This window comes from Streptomyces sp. NPDC059788 (genome assembly GCF_042732265.1).
In the GTDB taxonomy this organism is placed as follows: domain Bacteria; phylum Actinomycetota; class Actinomycetes; order Streptomycetales; family Streptomycetaceae; genus Streptomyces.
In genome coordinates, this window is the sequence record NZ_JBHWHY010000055.1 from 35299 (window position 1) to 55396 (window position 20098).

The 20098-nt window shown below is 69.8% G+C and carries 14 protein-coding genes; 9 read left to right on the forward strand and 5 right to left on the reverse strand.

The window, feature by feature from the left end; all coding sequences use genetic code 11:
- Positions 1-6: 6 nt before the first annotated feature.
- Positions 7-795: an MIP/aquaporin family protein gene (locus ACFV57_RS35520; protein WP_385240907.1), complete on the reverse strand. Its 789-nt coding sequence runs from the start codon at positions 793-795 to the stop codon at positions 7-9.
- A gap of 227 nt (positions 796-1022) precedes the next feature.
- On the reverse strand, positions 1023-1796 hold the full coding sequence (locus tag ACFV57_RS35525; RefSeq protein WP_385240910.1) for an IclR family transcriptional regulator: 774 nt from the start codon (positions 1794-1796) through the stop codon (positions 1023-1025).
- A gap of 400 nt (positions 1797-2196) precedes the next feature.
- Between ACFV57_RS35525 and metH the strand changes: the two genes are divergently transcribed.
- The 4 genes from metH to ACFV57_RS35545 all read left to right on the forward strand — a co-directional run bounded on the left by metH (position 2197) and on the right by ACFV57_RS35545 (position 10341).
- A complete protein-coding gene (metH, locus tag ACFV57_RS35530) occupies positions 2197-5706 on the forward strand; it encodes a methionine synthase (protein ID WP_385240912.1) in 3510 nt (1169 codons plus the stop codon).
- A gap of 160 nt (positions 5707-5866) precedes the next feature.
- Positions 5867-6568 carry an HAD family hydrolase gene (locus tag ACFV57_RS35535; protein ID WP_385240915.1) on the forward strand — a complete coding sequence of 234 codons (702 nt, stop codon included), beginning with the start codon at positions 5867-5869 and terminating at the stop codon, positions 6566-6568.
- Between the two features lie 373 nt (positions 6569-6941).
- A complete protein-coding gene (locus ACFV57_RS35540; RefSeq protein ID WP_385240918.1) occupies positions 6942-8552 on the forward strand; it encodes an ABC transporter substrate-binding protein in 1611 nt (536 codons plus the stop codon).
- Between the two features lie 202 nt (positions 8553-8754).
- On the forward strand, positions 8755-10341 hold the full coding sequence (locus ACFV57_RS35545; RefSeq protein WP_385240920.1) for an ABC transporter substrate-binding protein: 1587 nt from the start codon (positions 8755-8757) through the stop codon (positions 10339-10341).
- Positions 10342-10553: 212 nt separating this feature from the next.
- Here ACFV57_RS35545 and ACFV57_RS35550 read toward each other — a convergent pair whose 3' ends face one another.
- Positions 10554-11225: a response regulator transcription factor gene (locus tag ACFV57_RS35550; protein WP_003981597.1), complete on the reverse strand. Its 672-nt coding sequence runs from the start codon at positions 11223-11225 to the stop codon at positions 10554-10556.
- Between the two features lie 13 nt (positions 11226-11238).
- Complete coding sequence (locus ACFV57_RS35555; protein ID WP_385240983.1) at positions 11239-12234, reverse strand: RecB family exonuclease; 996 nt, start codon at positions 12232-12234, stop codon at positions 11239-11241.
- 513 nt (positions 12235-12747) lie between these two features.
- On the opposite strand from ACFV57_RS35555, the gene ACFV57_RS35560 reads away from it, so the two are divergent.
- The 3 genes from ACFV57_RS35560 (at position 12748) to ACFV57_RS35570 (ending at position 15902) form a co-directional block, all read left to right on the forward strand.
- Positions 12748-14061 (forward strand): site-2 protease family protein, encoded by a 1314-nt coding sequence (locus ACFV57_RS35560; protein WP_385240923.1) that lies wholly within the window; start codon positions 12748-12750, stop codon positions 14059-14061.
- Between the two features lie 151 nt (positions 14062-14212).
- Positions 14213-15121, forward strand: coding sequence for a tRNA (adenine-N1)-methyltransferase (locus tag ACFV57_RS35565; RefSeq protein ID WP_385240926.1), 909 nt, complete (start codon positions 14213-14215; stop codon positions 15119-15121).
- A gap of 196 nt (positions 15122-15317) precedes the next feature.
- The gene (locus tag ACFV57_RS35570; protein WP_385240929.1) at positions 15318-15902 is read left to right on the forward strand and encodes a hypothetical protein; all 585 of its coding nucleotides are present in this window, start codon (positions 15318-15320) and stop codon (positions 15900-15902) included.
- Positions 15903-15917: 15 nt separating this feature from the next.
- Here the strand turns inward: ACFV57_RS35570 and ACFV57_RS35575 are convergent, their stop codons facing one another.
- A complete protein-coding gene (locus tag ACFV57_RS35575) occupies positions 15918-16205 on the reverse strand; it encodes a ferredoxin (RefSeq protein WP_385240932.1) in 288 nt (95 codons plus the stop codon).
- Positions 16206-16446: 241 nt separating this feature from the next.
- Here ACFV57_RS35575 and arc point away from each other — a divergent pair, with 241 nt between their 5' ends.
- Entirely contained in the window at positions 16447-18213 is a 1767-nt protein-coding gene (arc, locus tag ACFV57_RS35580; RefSeq protein ID WP_385240935.1) for a proteasome ATPase, read from the forward strand.
- Positions 18214-18489: 276 nt separating this feature from the next.
- A complete protein-coding gene (gene dop, locus ACFV57_RS35585) occupies positions 18490-20001 on the forward strand; it encodes a depupylase/deamidase Dop (protein ID WP_385240938.1) in 1512 nt (503 codons plus the stop codon).
- Positions 20002-20098 lie beyond the last annotated feature (97 nt).

The following is a 20098-nucleotide window of genomic DNA, read 5'->3' on the forward strand; positions in this document are numbered from 1 at the left end:
CGCGGCTCAGGCGAACGCGATGTTGTAGATACCACCGGCGATCGCGCCGCCGATCAGCGGACCGGCGACCGGGATCCACGCGTAGCCCCAGTCCGACCCGCCCTTGTTCGGCAGCGGAAGCAGCGAGTGGACGATACGCGGACCGAGGTCGCGAACCGGGTTGATCGCGTAGCCGGTCGGGCCGCCGAGCGACAGACCGATGCCGACGACCACGAACGCGGTCAGCAGCGCGCCGATGACGCCGACGCCCTTGCCGTCGTCGCTCAGGCCCTGCGTGAGGATCGCCAGCACGAGCACGATGGTGGCGATGACCTCCGTGGTCAGGTTCTGCGCCGCGTTGCGGATCTCGGGTCCGGTGGAGAAGACACCGAGAACCGGGCCGGCCTTGGGGGCCGCCGCCTTGTCGACCATGCCCTCCTGCCCGCTCTGCTCGCCCACGATCTCGGGGTCGGTCAGATGGGCCTTGAAGTGGCCGTAGTACGCGAGCCACACCAGTACCGCGCCGATCATGGCGCCGAGCAGCTGACCGGCGAAGTACACCGGTACGTCGCCCCACGGCGTGCCGCCCTTGACGGCCAGGCCCACGGTGACCGCCGGGTTCAGATGGGCACCGGACTTCGACGCGATGTACGCGCCGGTCAGTACGGCGAAGCCCCATCCGAACGCGATGGCCACCCAGCCCGCGTTGTACGCCTTCGAGCGCTTGAGCGTGACGGCGGCGCAGACGCCACCGCCCAGCACGATCAGAACAGCGGTACCGATGGTCTCGCTGATGAAGATGTCGGAGCTGGACACCCGCGACTCCTTTGTCCTTCGTCCAGGGGAAGGCGGACCCCGGGTCCCTCCGGTGGTCCGCGCCCTCCGAGAGGGCGTTGGTCGGCCTCCGGCACCGTCCACCATAACGAATATTGTCGTTAGGTGTTCGACAATGCCGACCGACGAACGGCAGTTTTCTTCACACATAGCACCCCGTCAAGGGTTCTGTGACTGAAAACTTAGGTGAACGTATGGGACGGAAGGGGTCAGAATCGCCCTGCGCCGAGGTCCCGGGACACCGCACGTGCGCAATCCCTCACAGCGGCGACGATTTCCGGCCGCAGCTCACCCGGCTCGCCGTCCCGGCAGACCCGCTCCACCGCACCGGTCACCCCCACCGCGCCCACCGGCATCCGGCGCCGGTCGTGGATGGGCGCGGCCACCGACGCCACGCCCTCCCAGGTCTCCTCCACGTCGGCGGCCCAGCCGCGCGCCCGGGTGAGGTCCAGCACACCCTCCAGCTCCTCCAGCGCGGTCACCGTGCGCGGCGTGAACGCCCGCCGCTCGGCCTCCGCCGCCTCGCTGTGCGCCACCGGGTCGTACGCCGTCAGCACCTTGCCCAGCGCCGTGCTGTGCAGCGGGTGCATCGCGCCGACCTCCAGCACCTGGCGGCTGTCGTCGGGCCGGAAGACGTGGTGCACGATCAGCACGCCCTGCTGGTGCAGCACGCCCAGGTACACGCTCTCGCCGCTGGACCGCGCCAGGTCGTCCGTCCATACGAGCGCGCGGGCGCGCAGCTCGTGCACGTCCAGGTAGCTGTTGCCGAGGCGCAGCAGCTCCGCGCCCAGCTGGTAGCGGCCGGACGCCGGGTCCTGCTCGACGAAGCCCTCCTGCTGGAGGGTGCGCAGGATGCCGTGCGCGGTGCCCTTGGCCAGCCCCAGGGACGAGGCGATGTCGGACAGGCCCAGCCGCCGCTCACCGCCGGCCAGCAGCCGCAGCATCGCGGCGGCACGCTCCAGCGACTGGATGGTCCGTGCCATCGGGCAACCTCCGGGTGAAGCGGTTGGAGCAGGTGACATGGTGCAGGGTGCGGCGGCACCGAGCAGCCCACCGAGCGGTTCGGCAATGCTGAACGATATCGGTGAATGCCGACCCTGTGGCAGTCGGCCGAACCCTGTCAATGATCTTGACCAAGTCCTGTACCGGCCCGGCCCACAGCCCGTACGGCCCGGCCCACAGCCCGTACGGCCCGGCCCACAGCCCGTACGGCCCGGCCCACAGCCCGTACGGCCCGGTCCGCGGTCCGTACGACCCGGGCCGTACGGCGTCCACGCCCTGGGACACCCGGGCCCCCGGCAGCCACGCCCGCTACCCTGACCGGGTGCGCCTTCTTCCGGAAGACGCAAAGCCGACAGCCGTCGCAACCAGGGGAGCACCTCCATGGCCTCGTACACGCCATCGTCCACCAGCACATCCCGCACCACGGCACTGCGCGAGGCCCTCGCCTCCCGCGTAGTGGTGGCCGACGGGGCGATGGGCACGATGCTCCAGGCACAGGACCCGTCGATGGAGGACTTCCAGCAGCTGGAGGGCTGCAACGAGATCCTGAACGTCACCCGTCCGGACATCGTCCGTTCGGTCCACGCGGAGTACTTCGCGGTCGGCGTCGACTGCGTCGAGACCAACACCTTCGGCGCCAACTTCGCCGCGCTCGCCGAGTACGACATCCCCGAGCGCGTCTTCGAACTGTCCGAATCGGGCGCCCGCATCGCCCGCGAGGTCGCCGACGAGTTCACCGCCTCCACCGGGCAGCAGCGCTGGGTGCTCGGCTCCATGGGCCCCGGCACCAAGCTGCCCACCCTCGGCCACGTCGACTATCTGACCCTGCGCGACGCCTACCAGCAGAACGCCGAAGGCATGATCGCCGGCGGCGCCGACGCGCTGCTGGTCGAGACCACCCAGGACCTGCTGCAGACCAAGGCCGCCGTCCTCGGCGCCCGCCGCGCCCTCGCGGCCACCGGCACCGATCTTCCGGTGATCTGCTCGGTGACCGTCGAGACCACCGGCACCATGCTGCTCGGCTCGGAGATCGGCGCCGCGCTGACCGCGCTGGAGCCGCTCGGCATCGACATGATCGGCCTGAACTGCGCCACCGGCCCCGCCGAGATGAGCGAGCACCTGCGCTACCTGGCCCGCAACTCCCGCGTACCGCTGTCCTGCATGCCCAACGCCGGCCTGCCCGTCCTCGGCAAGGACGGCGCCCACTACCCGCTGACCCCCGGCGAGCTGGCCGACGCCCAGGAGACCTTCGTCGGCGAGTACGGGCTCTCGCTCGTCGGCGGCTGCTGCGGTACGACGCCGGAGCACCTGCGCCAGGTCGTCGAGCGGGTACGGGGCCTGGCCCCCACCGAGCGCAGCCCGCGCCCCGAGCCCGGCGCCGCCTCCCTCTACCAGACCGTCCCGTTCCGCCAGGACACCTCGTACCTGGCCATCGGCGAGCGCACCAACGCCAACGGCTCCAAGAAGTTCCGCGAGGCCATGCTCGACGGCCGCTGGGACGACTGCGTGGAGATGGCCCGCGACCAGATCCGCGAGGGCGCCCACCTGCTCGACCTGTGCGTGGACTACGTCGGCCGGGACGGCGTCGCCGACATGCGCGAACTGGCCGGGCGCTTCGCCACCGCCTCCACCCTGCCCATCGTGCTGGACTCCACCGAGGTCCCGGTCATCCGGGCCGGACTGGAGAAGCTGGGCGGCCGCGCGGTCATCAACTCCGTCAACTACGAGGACGGCGACGGCCCCGAGTCGCGGTTCGCCAAGGTCGCCGCGCTGGCCCGGGAGCACGGCGCCGCCCTGATGGCGCTGACCATCGACGAGGAGGGCCAGGCCCGTACCGTCGAGAACAAGGTCGCCATCGCCGAGCGCATCATCGACGACCTGACGTCCAACTGGGGCATCCGCGAGTCGGATGTGCTCATCGACTGCCTGACCTTCACGATCTGCACCGGCCAGGAGGAGTCCCGCAAGGACGGCGTCAACACCATCGAGGCCATCCGCGAGCTGAAGCGGCGCCGCCCGGACGTCCAGACCACGCTGGGCCTGTCCAACATCTCCTTCGGCCTCAACCCGGCCGCCCGCATCGTGCTCAACTCCGTCTTCCTCGACGAGTGCGTCAAGGCCGGACTGGACTCGGCGATCGTGCACGCCTCCAAGATCCTGCCGATCGCGCGCCTGGAGGAGGAGCAGGTCCAGGTCGCCCTCGACCTGATCTACGACCGGCGCGCCGAGGGCTACGACCCGCTCCAGAAGCTCCTGGAGCTGTTCGAGGGCGCCACCGCCAAGTCCCTGAAGGCCGGCAAGGCCGAGGAACTGCTCGCCCTGCCCCTGGAGGAGCGGCTGCGGCGCCGCATCATCGACGGCGAGAAGAACGGCCTGGACACCGACCTGGACGCGGCGCTCGCCGAGCGCCCGGCCCTGGACATCGTCAACGACACCCTGCTCGAAGGCATGAAGGTGGTCGGCGAACTGTTCGGCTCCGGACAGATGCAGCTGCCGTTCGTGCTCCAGTCCGCCGAGGTCATGAAGACCGCGGTGGCCTACCTGGAGCCGCACATGGAGAAGTCCGACTCCGAGGGCAAGGGCACCATCGTCCTGGCGACCGTGCGCGGCGACGTCCACGACATCGGCAAGAACCTCGTCGACATCATCCTGTCCAACAACGGCTACAACGTCGTCAATCTCGGCATCAAGCAGCCGGTTTCGGCCATCCTGGAAGCCGCCGAGGAGCACCGCGCCGACGTCATCGGCATGTCCGGACTCCTGGTCAAATCCACCGTGATCATGAAGGAGAACCTGGAGGAGCTCAACCAGCGCAAGATGGCGGCCGACTTCCCCGTCATCCTCGGCGGCGCCGCCCTGACCCGCGCCTACGTCGAACAGGACCTGCACGAGATCTACGAGGGCGAGGTCCGCTACGCCCGCGACGCCTTCGAGGGCCTGCGCCTGATGGACGCCCTGATCGCCGTCAAGCGCGGCGTGCCCGGCGCCACCCTGCCCGAGCTCAAGCAGCGCCGCGTCCCCAAGCGCGACATCGAGATCAAGGAGCCGGAGCAGGAGGAGGGCACCGTCCGCTCCGACGTGTCCACCGACAACCCCGTCCCCGCCCCGCCCTTCTGGGGCACCCGCGTCGTCAAGGGCATCCAGCTCGCCGACTACGCCTCCTGGCTGGACGAGGGCGCCCTGTTCAAGGGCCAGTGGGGCCTCAAGCAGGCCCGTACGGGAGACGGCCCCTCGTACGAGGAACTGGTCGAGTCCGAGGGACGGCCCCGGCTGCGCGGCTGGCTGGACAAGCTCCAGACCGAAAACCTGCTGGAGGCCGCCGTCGTCCACGGCTACTTCCCCTGCTACTCCAAGGGCGACGACCTGATCCTGCTCAACGAGGACGGCACCGAGCGCACCCGCTTCACCTTCCCGCGCCAGCGCCGCGGCCGGCGGCTGTGCCTGGCCGACTTCTTCCGCCCCGAGGAGTCCGGCGAGCGGGACGTGGTCGGCCTCCAGGTCGTCACCGTCGGCTCGAAGATCGGCGAGGCCACCGCGGAACTGTTCGCCTCCGACTCCTACCGCGACTACCTGGAGCTGCACGGTCTGTCCGTCCAGCTCGCCGAGGCGCTCGCCGAGTACTGGCACGCCCGGGTCCGCGCCGAACTGGGCTTCGCCGGCGAGGACCCCGCGGACGTCGAGGACATGTTCGCGCTGAAGTACCGCGGCGCCCGCTTCTCGCTGGGCTACGGGGCCTGCCCCGACCTGGAGGACCGCGCCAAGATCGCCGACCTGCTGCGGCCGGAGCGGATCGGCGTCCAGCTCTCCGAGGAGTTCCAGCTGCACCCCGAGCAGTCCACCGACGCGATCGTCATCCACCACCCGGAGGCCAAGTACTTCAACGCGCGATAGCGCCGGGACCGGGGAGGCCACGGAAGTCCCCGCGGGCCACGCGCGCCTCCCCGCACAGCCGTACACTGGTCGGTCCGGTGATGGCCGGTCGCCTCCCCCGCGCGGGGAAGCGGCCGGCCCTTTCGTCCCTTCGGGGACGCGCGACTACGGAGGCGCACGGATGACCAGCAGCATCCCCGCGGTAGGCACCCGTACGGCCGACGGCGCCACCCTCCAGGCCGTATTCCTCGACCTCGACGGCACCCTCGTCGACACCGAGGGCTTCTGGTGGGAGGCGGAGGCCGAGGTCTTCGCCGAGCTGGGCCACGTACTCCACGACCACCACCGCCAGGTCGTCGTCGGCGGGCCGATGACCCGCAGCGCCGCCTACCTGATCGGCGCGACCGGCGCCGACATCGGCCTGGACGACCTGACGGTGCTGCTCAACGCCCGGTTCGCGGAGCGCATCGCCCGCGGGGTGCCGCTGATGCCCGGCGCCCGCCGGCTGCTGGCGGAACTGGCCGCGCACGGCGTGCCCACCGCCCTGGTCTCCGCCTCGCACCGCACCATCATCGACCGGATGCTGCACTCCCTGGGCCCGGAGAACTTCCGCCTGACCCTGGCCGGCGACGACCTGCCCCGTACGAAGCCGCACCCGGACCCGTATCTGACCGCGGCCGCCCGGCTCGGGGTGGACCCGCGGCGCTGCGCCGTGGTGGAGGACACCGTCACCGGCGTGACCGCCGGGGAGGCGGCCGGCTGCCGGGTCGTCGCCGTGCCGTCGGTGACGCCGATCGGCCCCGGCGCGGGCCGCACCGTGGTGGCTTCGCTCGAAGAAGTGGATCTCCCATTTCTCCGGTCGCTCATCACGGACGGCCGGTGACCCGTACACCGAGCGTGCGCACGGAAAACGGAAGAAACTGTAAGCAGCGGCCCGCTCATTTTCCGTGACGAATGCGCTGGCCGAATATCCTCAGGAGATCGCCTCAATGTAGGAGTGACGTTTCTCACGCGCCAGCCCGTCGACAGCGCGGACCATGGTCGTTCCATGGGTGCTTTCTGCTGGTTTCCCTGGGGGTAAGTGTCCGGATTGATGGAGGCCCGTACGAATCGTTCCACCGTCCGGATATCGGTCATCCGGCGGCCGTTATCCGGGCGTGATATCCGTTCAACTCTGTTGTGTCCCGGACGCCCTGGCCGTTCCTACTAATGTCATCGCGAGCAACACCTCTGCGCTGATAAGGAACCTGCCGACGATGAATCGCAAGACCTTGGTGCTGCCGGCCCTGGCCGGTCTGCTCGCCCCCGTGCTCGCCGGCTGCGGCAGTTCGGACGGCTCTGGCGAAGGCGGCAATCCGATCAAGGTCGGGACCACCGCCCAGCTGGAGGCCACCAAGGACGCGCCCGCCCCGCTCGACCCCGCGCAGGCGTACGACGTCGACGCGTGGAACGTGCTGCGCGGAACGATGCAGACGCTCATGCGGCTGCCGCGCACGGGCACCGCCCCGGTGCCCGAGGCCGCCGAGTCCTGCGGCTTCCGGGACACCCAGAACGAGCAGTACCGCTGCAAACTCCGGGACGGTCTGAAGTTCTCCAACGGGCACGCCCTCACGTCCAAGGACGTGAAGTTCTCCATCGACCGGATGCAGACCATCAAGTTCGACCGCGGCCCCATCTCCCTGGTGGACAACGTCGACAAGGTCGAGACCCCCAGCGAGACCGAGGTGGTCTTCCACCTCAAGAAGCCGGACGCCACTTTCCCGCAGAAGCTCGCCACCCCGGCCGCGGCCATCGTCGACAGCGAGGTGTATCCGGCCAAGGGCCTCTACAAGGGCTTCGAGGTATCCGGCTCCGGCCCGTACACCGTCAAGGTCGAACACAGCGGAGAGCGCGTCAGCAAGGCCGTCTTCACCAAGAACCCCGACTACAAGGGCGGAATCGAGGCGAAGAACTCCGCCGTCGAGATGAAGTTCTTCGAGGACTCCGACGGCATGGAGAAGGCGCTGCGCAAGGGCGACATCGACCTGATGAACCGCAGCCTGACGCCCGACCAGATCAAGGGCCTGGAGAACGCCCGGGACCAGCACGTCACCCTGACGGCGGTACCCGGCTCCGAGATCCGCTACCTGGCCTTCAACACCGACGACCCGTCGGTCTCCGACAAGGCCGTCCGGCAGGCCATGGCCCAGCTGGTCAACCGCTCCGCGCTGGTACGCGACGTGTACTCCTACACCGGTGACCCGCTGTACTCCCTGGTGCCCAAGGGCCTCACCGGTCACATCAACTCGTTCTTCACCAAGTACAGCAACCCGAGCGTGCCCGCCGCCCGCAAGATCCTCCAGCAGGCGCACATCAACACCCCGGTGAAGCTCACCCTCACCTACACCGCGAACCACTACGGCGCCAGCACCGCCAAGGAGTTCCAGGAGCTGCAGAGCCAGCTCAACAAGAGCGGCCTGTTCGAGGTCCAGATCAAGGGCATCAAGAGCTGGCAGCAGTTCCGCAAGGAACAGTCCGAGGGCAAGTACGCCGTCTACGGCATGGGCTGGTTCGCCGACCTCCCCGACGCGGACAACTACATCGCGCCGTTCATCGGCAAGGGGAACTTCCTCAACTCCCCGTACCGCAACAACAAGATCGAATCCCAGCTGATCCCCGGCACCCGGCAGCAGACCGACCGCAACTCCGCCGCCGAGGGCTTCAAGCAGGCGCAGGACATCATCGCCGACGAGGTGCCCATCCTGCCGCTGTGGCAGGGCAAGCAGTACGTCGCCGCCCGCGACGACATCACCGGCGCCGAATGGGCCCTGAACTCGTCCTCGGCGCTGCAGATCTGGGAACTCGCCCGCGGCGTGAGCAGCAACTGACGACGACCCCCGGCCGGCGCCACCCCGCGCCGGCCGGCTGCCGCATCCCCGGGACGGCGCGCACCACCACAACCGATGACGGCACCCCGGCACCGGTGGGTGCAGCAGCAGCAGCTTCTTCTTCTGCTGCTGCACCCACCGGCACGGAGCTGCAAGCCCCACCGCCACGACGACTGTCACGACGACTGTGAGGAACACGCACGTGAGGAAACGCGACCAGTGGCTCGCCGCACCGCTGGGGGCAGGGCTCGTCGCCGCCCTGCTCAGCGGCTGCGGAACCGGTGACGGCGGCGACGCCGGGTCCGGGGAACCCGTGGTGATGGGAATGACCGACAAGGTCGTGTCCACCGACCCCGCAGCCGGCTACGACCCCGTCTCCTGGTTGCTGTTCAACAACGTCTTCCAGTCGTTGCTGAGCTTCCCCAAGGGCAGCACCACCCCCGAACCCGAGGCAGCCGACTCCTGTGGCTTCCTGGAGGGCGGCAGCACCGTCTACAAGTGCACCCTCAAGGACGGCCTGAAGTTCAGCAACGGCAACAGCCTGACCTCCGAGGACGTCAAGTTCTCGTTCGACCGGATCAAGCGCATCGACGACAAGCGCGGCCCGGCCGTGATGTTCGCCGCCGTCGACAAGGTCGAGGCGCCCGACGACAAGACCGTCGTCTTCCGCCTCAAGACCCCCGACGCGACCTTCCCCATGAAGATCGCCTCCGGCGCCGGCTCCATCGTCGACCACCGTGAGTACGCGCCGGACAAGCTGCGCACCGACGACAAGGCCGTCGGCTCCGGCGTCTACACCCTGAACGACTACGGCTCCTCGGAGGCGGTCTTCGGCGTCAACGGCTCCTACAAGGGCCCCGCCAAGGTCAAGAACTCCGGCATGACCATGAAGTTCTTCGACAGCCAGGAACGGCTGAAGAAGGCGGTGCAGGACGGCTCCATCGACCTCGCCTACCGCGGTCTGGCCATGAAGGACATCGCCTCGCTGGACCAGGCGTCCGACCGCCAGAAGCACGGCATCCAGGTCGTCGAGGGCAACAGCGCCGAGGTCATGCACCTGGTCTTCAACATGCGCGACCCGGTGGCCGGCAAGCTCGGCGTCCGCAAGGCCGTCGCGTACCTCCTGGACCGCTCCACGCTCGTCCGGGACGTCTACAAGCGCACCGCCGAACCGCTGTACTCGATCGTCCCCGCGGGCATCACCGGCCACAACACGGCCTTCTTCGCCAGCTACGGCGACCGGCCGCAGACCGACAAGGCCGTCGCCGCCCTGCGCGAGGCCGGCTACACCAACAAGAAGGTGCCGCTGACCCTCTGGGCCACGCCCGTCCGCTACGGCCCCGGCACCGTCCCGGCCTTCCAGGAGATAGCCCAGCAGCTCAACGCCAGCGGCCTCTTCGACGCCAAGGTCAAGTCCGTGCCCATCGAGGAGTTCGAGAAGGACCGGGAAGCCGGGAAGTACGGCGCGTACGTCAAGGGCTGGGTGCCCGACTACCCGGACCCCGACAACTTCACCCAGCCGTTCTTCGGCAAGGACAACGTCCTCGGCAACAACTACGACGCCAAGCGGATCACCGGGAAGCTGCTGCCCGGCACCGCGGGCCAGCCCGACCGGCAGGCGACCAAGGCCGCCTTCCGCGAGATGCAGGACATCGTCGCCGAGGAGCTGCCGATGATCCCGGTGTGGCAGGGCAAGCAGTACGCCGTCGCCCGCGAGAACATCGACGGCCTCCAGTGGACGCTGGACGCCTCCACCGTCTTCCGTTTCTGGGAGATCAAGAAGGGCTAGCCGGGGCGGACACGCGCCGGGCAAGCGCCGGATGCGTACCGGATACGCGCATACGACTACGGCCCGGCCTGCTGCCGCTCCTCGGGGGGCGGGGCGGGCCGGGCCGTTTTTGTGGGATACGGTCGGGGCGGGTGCTCAGTCGGCGGGCTGCCGGCCCCGGCACCCGGGCGCTGGGCGACCGGCTCACTGGGCCCCGGTACTGGGCGACCGGCTCACTGGGCCCCGGGACGCACCAGGCCGCTCTCGTACGCGTACACCGCCGCCTGCACCCGGTCCCGCAGCCCCAGCTTCGTCAGCACGTGCCCGACATGCGTCTTGACCGTCGTCTCGCTCACGAACAGGTCCGCGGCGATCTCCGCGTTCGACAGGCCGCGCGCCACCAGCTTCAGCACCTCCACCTCACGCTCGGTGAGAGTGTGCAGCGTGTCCGGCACCGGCTCCTCACCGGACGGCAGATGACCCGCGTACTTGTCCAGCAGCCGGCGCGTGATGCTCGGCGCGAGCATCGCCTCGCCCGCCGCCACCACCCGGATCGCCTGCACCAGCTCCTGGGCCGGCGCGTCCTTCAGCAGGAAGCCGCTGGCCCCCGCGCGGAGCGCCTCGACCACGTACTCGTCCAGGTCGAACGTGGTCAGCACCAGCACCTTCGCCGGTCCGTCCTTCGCCGGACCGGTGATCTGCCGGGTCGCCTCGACCCCGTCCATCCGCGGCATCCGGATGTCCATCAGCACCACGTCGGGCTGCAGCGCACGCACCTGCTCCAGGGCCTGCAGACCGTCCCCGGCCTCGCCGACGACCGCGAGATCCTGCTCGGCCTCCAGGATCATCCGGAAACCGGTACGCAGCAGCGGCTGGTCGTCGACCAGCAGGACGCGGATTGCCACAGGAACTCCTTCGTTAGACCAGGTCCATTCTGCCCTGCCCCTCCCCGGACGCCGCCACGGGGAGAGCCCGGCCGGGCGCCGGAACCGGCAGCGGATACGGCGGGGGAGTCCCGCCGAACTCCGGGCACACCGCCTGATGGTCGCACCACCCGCACAGCTTCGTACGGCGCGGCCGCCAGTCACCCGTCGCCGTCGCCCGCTGGATGGCGTCCCACAGCGCCAGCAGCTTGCGCTCCACGCCCCGCAGGTCCGCCTCGCTCGGGTCGTACGTCAGCACGTCGCCGCTGCCCAGGTACACCAGCTGCAGCCGACGCGGTACCCGGCCGCGCAGCCGCCACATCACCAGTGCGTAGAACTTCATCTGGAACAGCGGACCGTCCGCGTACTCCGGGCGGGGCGCCTTGCCGGTCTTGTAGTCGACGAGCCGCACCTCGCCCGTCGGCGCCACGTCCACCCGGTCGATGAAGCCGCGCAGCCGCAGCCCCGAGTCCAGCACCGTCTCCACGTACAGCTCGCGGTCCGCGGGCTCCAGACGGGTCGGGTCCTCCAGCGTGAACCAGCGCTCCACCAGCGCCTCGGCGTCCGCCAGCCAGGACGCCAGCCGCTCGCCCGACGGATCGTCCTCGAACAGTTCGGCCAGCTCAGGCCGCTTCGCCAGCAGCCTGTCCCACTCACCCGGCACCATCGACCGCGCACCGCCCGCCGTACGCTGCGCGGCCGGCGCGTCGAAGAGCCGCTCCAGCACGGCGTGCACCACCGTGCCGCGCGTCGCCGCGGCACTCGGCTTCTCCGGCAGCTTGTCGATCACACGGAAGCGGTACAGCAACGGACACTGCATGAAGTCGCTCGCCCGCGAGGGGGAGAGGGAGACGGGACGGGCGGGGGAGGCCGCCGGGGCTGTCCCGGTGTCCCCGGCCGTATCGGTCGCCGTGGCCGTATCGGCTGTCGCGGTCGGACGGGCCGCCTGGGCCGTACCGGCATCCGCGGTGGGCTCGGCCGCTCCGGCCACCCTGGCCTCTACGGCGTCAGCGGACACCTCCGTGGCATCCGTCACCACTGTCGCCACGGTGTCACTGGTCACCGCAGTATCACTAGTACCGACGGTGTCATCGATCACTCCTGTGCCACCAGTCACCTCGGTGTCATCCGTCACCTCGACGTCACCCACCGCCCCGGCAACACCGGCCACCTCGGACGCGCTGCTCGCCCCGGCCGACCGGGACGCGGCGGTCGCCCCGGCCCCGGCGGCCGCCTCCGCCCCGCCGGTCCCGCTCTGTCCGCCGTCCCCGCCCGCGGCGTCCGGCCCGGCCTTCTCGGTGCTCGTTCCCATGGCACCCGACCCTACGGCCCGCCACTGACAGCTCCCGCAACCGAGGGATCACAATGGGAGACCGAGACGGGGTGCCGGGGAACGCTCCGCATACCATCGACGCCAGACCCCTTCGCCCTGCATGATCGTCAGGCCGTACCGGACCGGAACCGGACGGACAGGAGCGAAGGCCGCAACCGACGAGGGGACGCCGTGGACGAGAGTGGGAAGCCGCAGGACCCCGAGGAGTCCGCGCACCCCCAACCGCCCAACCCGCCCGGACCGTCCGACCCGGCCCGCGGCACCGGCCGTACGCGGCCGTCGGGGAACCGCCCCTCCAAGCAGCAGCGCCCGGCCGGGGACGGCCAGGGACGGCGCACCGGCGGCGGCATCCTGATGGGCCGCCCCTTCGGCGTACCGGTGTACGTGGCCCCCAGCTGGTTCGTGGTCGCCGCCCTGATCACCTGGGTCTTCGGCGGCCAGCTGGAGCGCATCCTCCCGGAGCTGGGCGCCGGCCGCTACCTCGTCTCGCTCTTCTTCGCCGTCGCCTTCTACGCCTCGGTGCTCGTCCACGAGCTCGCGCACACCATCGCCGCGCTGCGCTTCAAGCTCCCGGTGCGCCGCATCCAGCTCCAGTTCTTCGGCGGCGTCTCCGAGATCGAGAAGGAGTCCGAGACCCCGGGCCGCGAGTTCGTCCTCGCCTTCGTCGGGCCCCTGCTCTCGCTCGTCCTCGCCGGCGTCTTCTACGGGGGCATGAAACTGGTCGAGCCCGGCACCGTACCCGGTGTCCTGCTCGCCGGACTGATGATCTCCAACCTCATCGTCGCCGTCTTCAACCTGCTGCCCGGCCTGCCGCTGGACGGCGGCCGGATGCTCCGCGCCGTCGTGTGGAAGATCACCGGCAAGCCGATGACCGGCACCGTCGCCGCCGCCTGGGCCGGCCGGGCGCTCGCCATGACGGTCCTGATCGGCCTGCCGCTGCTCACCCACACCGGTGCTCTCGGCAACGCCCCCACGGACCTCGGCGGCGCCGACTCGATCACCGACGCGCTGCTCGCCGCGATCCTCGCCGCGATCATCTGGACCGGCGCGGGCAACAGCCTGCGCATGGCCCGGCTGCGCGAACGCCTTCCGGACCTCCAGGCCCGTACCCTCACCCGGCGCGCCGTCCCGGTGGAGGCCGACACCCCGCTGTCCGAGGCCCTGCGCCGCGCCAACGACGCGGGCGCCCGCGCCCTGGTCGTCGTGGACCGGGTGGGCCGGCCGACCGCCGTCGTCCGCGAGACCGCCATCGTCGGTGTCCCGGAACACCGCCGCCCCTGGGTCGCCGTCAGCGGCCTGGCCCAGGACCTCAAGGACGGGATGCGGGTCTCCGCCGAGCTGGCCGGCGAAGACCTCCTGGACTACCTGCGGGCCACCCCCGCCACCGAGTACCTGGTGGTCGAGGAGACCGGCGAGATCTACGGCGTCCTGTCCACCGCCGACGTGGAGCGCGCCTTCGTGGCCGCCATGGCCCGCCCGTCCTGACCCCTCACTCACCCGGGCGCAGGCGCTTCCCGCCCGCCACCCCTGGGTAAGCCCCCGCCGGGGGGACGCGCACGTTCGATTCGCCCCGTAGGGCGGCCGCCCCGCCCCCACCCTGGTACGGAGCACCCCCCACGCCCGGTAGGCTGGTCACATGTCCGAACCGACCGGTGCCGCCCGCCGTCGCGGGCCCTTCAAGGTCGGGGACCAGGTCCAGCTCACCGATCCCAAGGGACGCCACTACACGTTCACGCTCGAAGAGGGCAAGAGCTTCCACACCCACAAGGGAGCCTTCCCCCACGACGAGCTGATCGGCGCTCCCGAGGGCAGTGTTGTCCGTACCACCGGGAATGTCGCCTATCTCGCGCTGCGCCCGCTGCTCCCCGACTACGTCCTGTCCATGCCCCGCGGCGCCGCCGTGGTCTACCCCAAGGACGCGGGGCAGATCCTGGCGATGGCCGACATCTTCCCCGGCGCCCGCGTCGTCGAGGCGGGGGTGGGTTCCGGCTCGCTCAGCAGCTTCCTGCTGCGCGCCATCGGCGACCAGGGCATGCTGCACAGCTACGAGCGGCGCGCCGACTTCGCCGAGATCGCCACGCAGAACGTCGAGCGGTACTTCGGCGCTCCGCACCCGGCGTGGACGCTCACCGTCGGTGACCTCCAGGACAACCTCTCCGACACCGACGTCGACCGGGTCATCCTGGACATGCTCGCCCCCTGGGAGTGCCTGGAGGCCGTCTCCAAGGCGCTCGTCCCGGGCGGCATCCTGTGCGCGTACGTCGCCACGACGACGCAGCTGGCCCGTACCGTCGAGGCCATCCGCGAGCACGGCACCTTCAACGAGCCGTCGGCCTGGGAGACCATGGTCCGCACCTGGCACGTCGAGGGTCTCGCCGTCCGCCCCGACCACCGCATGATCGGCCACACCGGCTTCCTGCTCACCGCCCGCCGCCTCGCGGACGGCGTCGAGCCGCCGCTGCGCCGGCGCCGCCCCGCCAAGGGCGCGTACGGCGACGACTACACCGGTCCCGGCAGCTCCAGCGGGGGCGCGGAGCGCGGCTGACGCGCCCCGCACGCACCACGCGAACCATCCGGCGCCGCCGACCAGTTCCCGTCCCACGGGAACCGTCGGCGGCGCCGCTTCGTTCGGCAGGCGGGGGCCTGGCGGGAAACCCCGCCCGAGTGTTCCCCGGCGGTCCGCCCTGTGGAACGATGCTGGGCACTCCCACCGCCACAGCTCTCCACAGGAGTTACCCCGCGTGCAGTTCACGGCAGGCCAGGCCCTCCCGCACACCCGCACCCGCGCCCTGCACTGGCTCGCCACCGCCGCCGCCCTGGCGGCGGTCGTCGCGACCGCTTCCTTCGTCCAGCCCCCTGACGCCACGGCCACCACCGAAGCCGCGCCGGGCGCCCGCGCGGCCGCGGGTCCTGCCCCTGACCCGCACGCCGCCGCCTATCCGGTGGACTGCGGCCCGAACCGCCTCGACGTGGTCGACAGCGCCACCGGCGACCTCGACGGCGACGGCAGCCCCGAGACCGTCGCCGTGGTCCGCTGCCATACGGAGACGGGCACACCCCCCAGCGGTATCTACGTCCTCGCCCGCCCGAAGGCCGGAAAGGGCGCCCCGCGCGTCGCGGCGACCCTCCTGGCGCCCGCGCGGCAGCGCAGCGTGGAGGGCTTTGCCGTACGGGGCGGGGTGGTCGCGGCGACCCTGCTGGGCTATTCCACGACCGACGTGCCGCGCTGCTGCCCGGATGTGCGCGGGCAGACCAAGTGGCAATGGAAAGGCGGGAAGTTCGTCCAGAGCGAACTTCCCGCCTCCTCCAGCACCCAGGGTGTGTGATCCGTCACACTGTGTCTAGTCCGCGTCCGGCCCGTAGACCTCCACCTGGTCCGTTACGCGGCGTACGTGGATGCAGTCACCCGGGCACTCCTTCGCGGAGTCCCGTACGTCGTTGAGCAGCGGCAGGGGGACGGGGGTGGTGGCCCCCTTCTCCTGCAGCAGCTCGTCGTCGGCGCTTTTCACATAAGCCAGACCGTCGATGTCGAGTTCGAAGACCTCCGGCGCGTACTGCGCACAGATGCCGTCGCCGGTGCAGAGGTCCTGGTCGATCCAGACCTCCAGTGCTTCGTCCTGCGCCGTCATCTCGCCTGCCGTTCCTGCGTACGTAAATCAAATGGGGCCAACCCTGACGGGTGTTGACCGTCTCGACGATACAACCGCTCGCTTTCTGATGTTGTTGGGTGGGTATCCCCATGAGGTGAGGACGTGCGCAAGGGTGAAGATCGGACACACCCCGACAGTCTTTTCGATCTAGGGGTTTCAACCTGCACCGGCCCAGGTAGGGTCAGGAAGCGTCCAGCTCCCCTTGGAGGAGGTGAGGACCGTGGCAGCCCACGACGACGACATCAACCGCGGCATCCGGCCGGGGCGGGGGTCTGATGACCCTGCCGGCCAGGTTGCCTATCTTGAGCAGGAGATCGCCGTCCTGCGACGCAAGCTCGCCGACTCTCCGCGTCACACGAGGATTCTCGAAGAGCGGATCGTCGAGCTGCAGACCAACCTGGCCGGTGTTTCGGCACAGAACGAGCGTCTCGCCAACACACTGCGTGAGGCGCGCGACCAGATCGTGGCCCTCAAGGAAGAGGTCGACCGGCTCGCGCAGCCGCCGGCCGGCTTCGGCGTCTTCCTGCAGGCGAACGAGGACGGCACGGCCGACATCTTCACCGGAGGCCGAAAACTCCGTGTGAACGTCAGTCCGAGCGTCGACCTCGACGAGCTGCGGCGTGGCCAGGAGGTCATGCTCAACGAGGCGCTCAACGTGGTCGAGGCCATGGAGTACGAGAACGCCGGGGACATCGTCACCCTCAAGGAGATCCTTGAGGACGGCGAGCGGGCCCTGGTCATCGGGCACACCGACGAGGAACGGGTGGTGAGGCTCGCCGAGCCGCTGCTGGACATCACCATCCGCCCCGGCGACGCCCTGCTCCTGGAGCCCCGCTCCGGCTACGTCTACGAGGTCATCCCCAAGAGCGAGGTCGAGGAGCTCGTCCTCGAAGAGGTCCCGGACATCGACTACACGAAGATCGGCGGTCTGGGCGGCCAGATCGAACTGATCCGCGACGCGGTCGAGCTCCCGTACCTCTACCCGGACCTGTTCAAGGAGCACGAACTGCGCCCGCCCAAGGGCGTGTTGCTCTACGGCCCGCCCGGCTGCGGCAAGACGCTGATCGCCAAGGCGGTCGCCAACTCGCTCGCCAAGAAGGTCGCCGAGGTGACCGGCAAGCCCGCGGGCAAGAGCTTCTTCCTGAACATCAAGGGCCCCGAGCTGCTGAACAAGTACGTCGGCGAGACGGAGCGGCACATCCGCCTCGTCTTCCAGCGGGCCCGGGAGAAGGCGAGCGAGGGCACCCCCGTCATCGTCTTCTTCGACGAGATGGACTCCCTCTTCCGCACCCGCGGATCCGGGGTCAGCTCGGACGTGGAGAACACCATCGTCCCCCAGCTGCTCTCCGAGATCGACGGTGTGGAGGGCCTGGAGAACGTCATCGTCATCGGCGCCTCCAACCGCGAGGACATGATCGACCCGGCGATCCTGCGCCCCGGCCGGCTGGACGTCAAGATCAAGATCGAGCGTCCGGACGCCGAGGCCGCCAAGGACATCTTCTCGAAGTACCTCACCGAGCGGCTGCCGCTGCACGCCGACGACCTCGGCGAGCACGGCGACTCCCGCAAGGCCGCGGTCGGCGCGATGATCCAGTCGGTCGTAGAGCAGATGTACGCGGAGTCCGAGGAGAACCGCTTCCTTGAGGTCACCTACGCCAACGGCGACAAGGAAGTTCTCTACTTCAAGGACTTCAACTCCGGCGCAATGATCGAAAACATCGTCGGACGCGCCAAGAAGATGGCCATCAAGGCATTCCTCGAACACAACCAGAAGGGCCTTCGCGTCTCCCACCTGCTCCAGGCATGCGTGGACGAGTTCAAGGAGAACGAGGACCTGCCCAACACCACCAACCCGGACGACTGGGCCCGCATCTCCGGCAAGAAGGGCGAGCGGATCGTCTACATCCGCACCCTGGTCACCGGCAAGCAGGGCGCGGACACCGGCCGCTCCATCGACACGGTGGCGAATACCGGCCAATACCTGTAACAGCGCTCACCGGCTGCGGATGTCCTGCACGGGGCGTCCGCAGCCGGACGCTTTTCCGGGGCTACGGGGGTGATCCCCGGAAGGCCGCGATGGAGCAGGGAAAAACCGGACTGGAGCAATGACTGTAATGATCTCCCCAGCGCCGCAAAGGCGTTCTAGGCTCTTCGGTACCGCCGCGTCGCGCACTGCGGAAGCGGGGGCCGCACACGGACCGGAAGCGCAGCGGTACTTGAGCGCCGACCCCATCCGGGGGCGCCGCCGGGCAAGGAGGGCCGCATGACCGTACGGCGAGTAATGGGAATCGAGACGGAGTACGGGATCTCCGTCCCCGGCCACCCGAACGCCAATGCCATGCTCACCTCGTCCCAGGTCGTCAACGCTTACGCGGCGGCGATGCACCGGGCGCGACGCGCCCGCTGGGACTTCGAGGAGGAGAACCCGCTGCGGGACGCCCGAGGCTTCGACCTCGCCCGCGAGAACGCCGACGCCAGCCAGCTGACCGACGAGGACATCGGGCTGGCCAATGTGATCCTCACCAACGGGGCACGCCTGTACGTCGACCACGCGCACCCGGAATACAGCTCGCCGGAGGTCACCAACCCGCGGGACGCGGTGCTGTGGGACAAGGCCGGCGAGCGCATCATGGCCGAGGCCGCCGAGCGCGCGGCCCAGGTCCCCGGCGCCCAGCCCATCCACCTCTACAAGAACAACACCGACAACAAGGGCGCCTCCTACGGCACGCACGAGAACTACCTGATGAAGCGGGAGACCCCGTTCTCGGACATCGTGCGCCACCTGACGCCCTTCTTCGTCTCCCGCCAGGTCTACGCCGGTGCCGGCCGCGTCGGCATCGGCCAGGACGGCCACGAGCACGGCTTCCAGATCAGCCAGCGCGCCGACTACTTCGAGGTCGAGGTCGGCCTGGAGACCACCCTCAAGCGCCCGATCATCAACACCCGCGACGAGCCGCACTCCGACGCGGAGAAGTACCGCCGGCTGCACGTGATCATCGGGGACGCCAACCTCTCCGAGATCTCCACCTACCTCAAGCTGGGCACGACCGCGCTGGTCCTGTCCATGATCGAGGACGGCTTCATCGCCGTCGACCTCGCCGTCGACCAGCCCGTACGCACCCTTCACCAGGTCTCCCACGACCCGACGCTGCGCCGGCTGATCACGCTGCGCAGCGGCCGTACGCTGACCGCCGTACAACTCCAGATGGAGTACTTCGAGCTGGCGCGCAAGTACGTGGAGGACCGCCTCGGCGCGGACGCCGACGAGCAGACCAAGGACATCCTGGCCCGCTGGGAGGACGTGCTCGGGCGCCTGGAGCACGACCCGATGAGCCTGTCCGGCGAGCTGGACTGGGTGGCCAAGCGGGAACTGATGGAGGGCTACCGGCGCCGGGACGGCGTGGAGTGGGACGCGGCCCGGCTCCACCTGGTCGACCTCCAGTACGCCGACGTACGGCCCGACAAGGGCCTCTACAACCGCCTGGCGGCCCGCGGCAAGATGAAGCGGCTGCTGACGGACGCCGAGGTCGCGCGGGCGGCGCAGGCGCCGCCGGAGGACACCCGGGCGTACTTCCGCGGCCGCTGCCTGGAGCAGTACGCGGACGACGTCGCGGCGGCCTCCTGGGACTCGGTGATCTTCGATCTGCCGGGCCGTGACTCTCTGCAACGGGTGCCGACGCTGGAACCGCTGCGCGGCACCCGCAATCACGTCAAGGAGCTGCTCGACCGGTGCCGTACGGCCGAGGACCTGGTGAGGGTCCTGTCCGGAGGGTGACCGAAGGGCCGATACGGCACCCGATCCGGGGCTGAAAGGTCCCCCGGACGGGAATCATCGGGGTGACTCCCGGACGTTGTACGAAGACGACCAAGAA

What these genes read in the sequence shown, in the direction of transcription:
- ACFV57_RS35525 (WP_385240910.1), bottom strand. Translation starts at nt 1,796, where the DNA reads ATGGCACGGACCATCCAGTCGCTGGAGCGTGCCGCCGCGATGCTGCGG.
- metH (WP_385240912.1), top strand. Translation starts at nt 2,197, where the DNA reads ATGGCCTCGTACACGCCATCGTCCACCAGCACATCCCGCACCACGGCA.
- ACFV57_RS35535 (WP_385240915.1), top strand. Translation starts at nt 5,867, where the DNA reads ATGACCAGCAGCATCCCCGCGGTAGGCACCCGTACGGCCGACGGCGCC.
- ACFV57_RS35540 (WP_385240918.1), top strand. Translation starts at nt 6,942, where the DNA reads ATGAATCGCAAGACCTTGGTGCTGCCGGCCCTGGCCGGTCTGCTCGCC.
- ACFV57_RS35565 (WP_385240926.1), top strand. Translation starts at nt 14,213, where the DNA reads ATGTCCGAACCGACCGGTGCCGCCCGCCGTCGCGGGCCCTTCAAGGTC.
- ACFV57_RS35575 (WP_385240932.1), bottom strand. Translation starts at nt 16,205, where the DNA reads ATGACGGCGCAGGACGAAGCACTGGAGGTCTGGATCGACCAGGACCTC.
- dop (WP_385240938.1), top strand. Translation starts at nt 18,490, where the DNA reads ATGACCGTACGGCGAGTAATGGGAATCGAGACGGAGTACGGGATCTCC.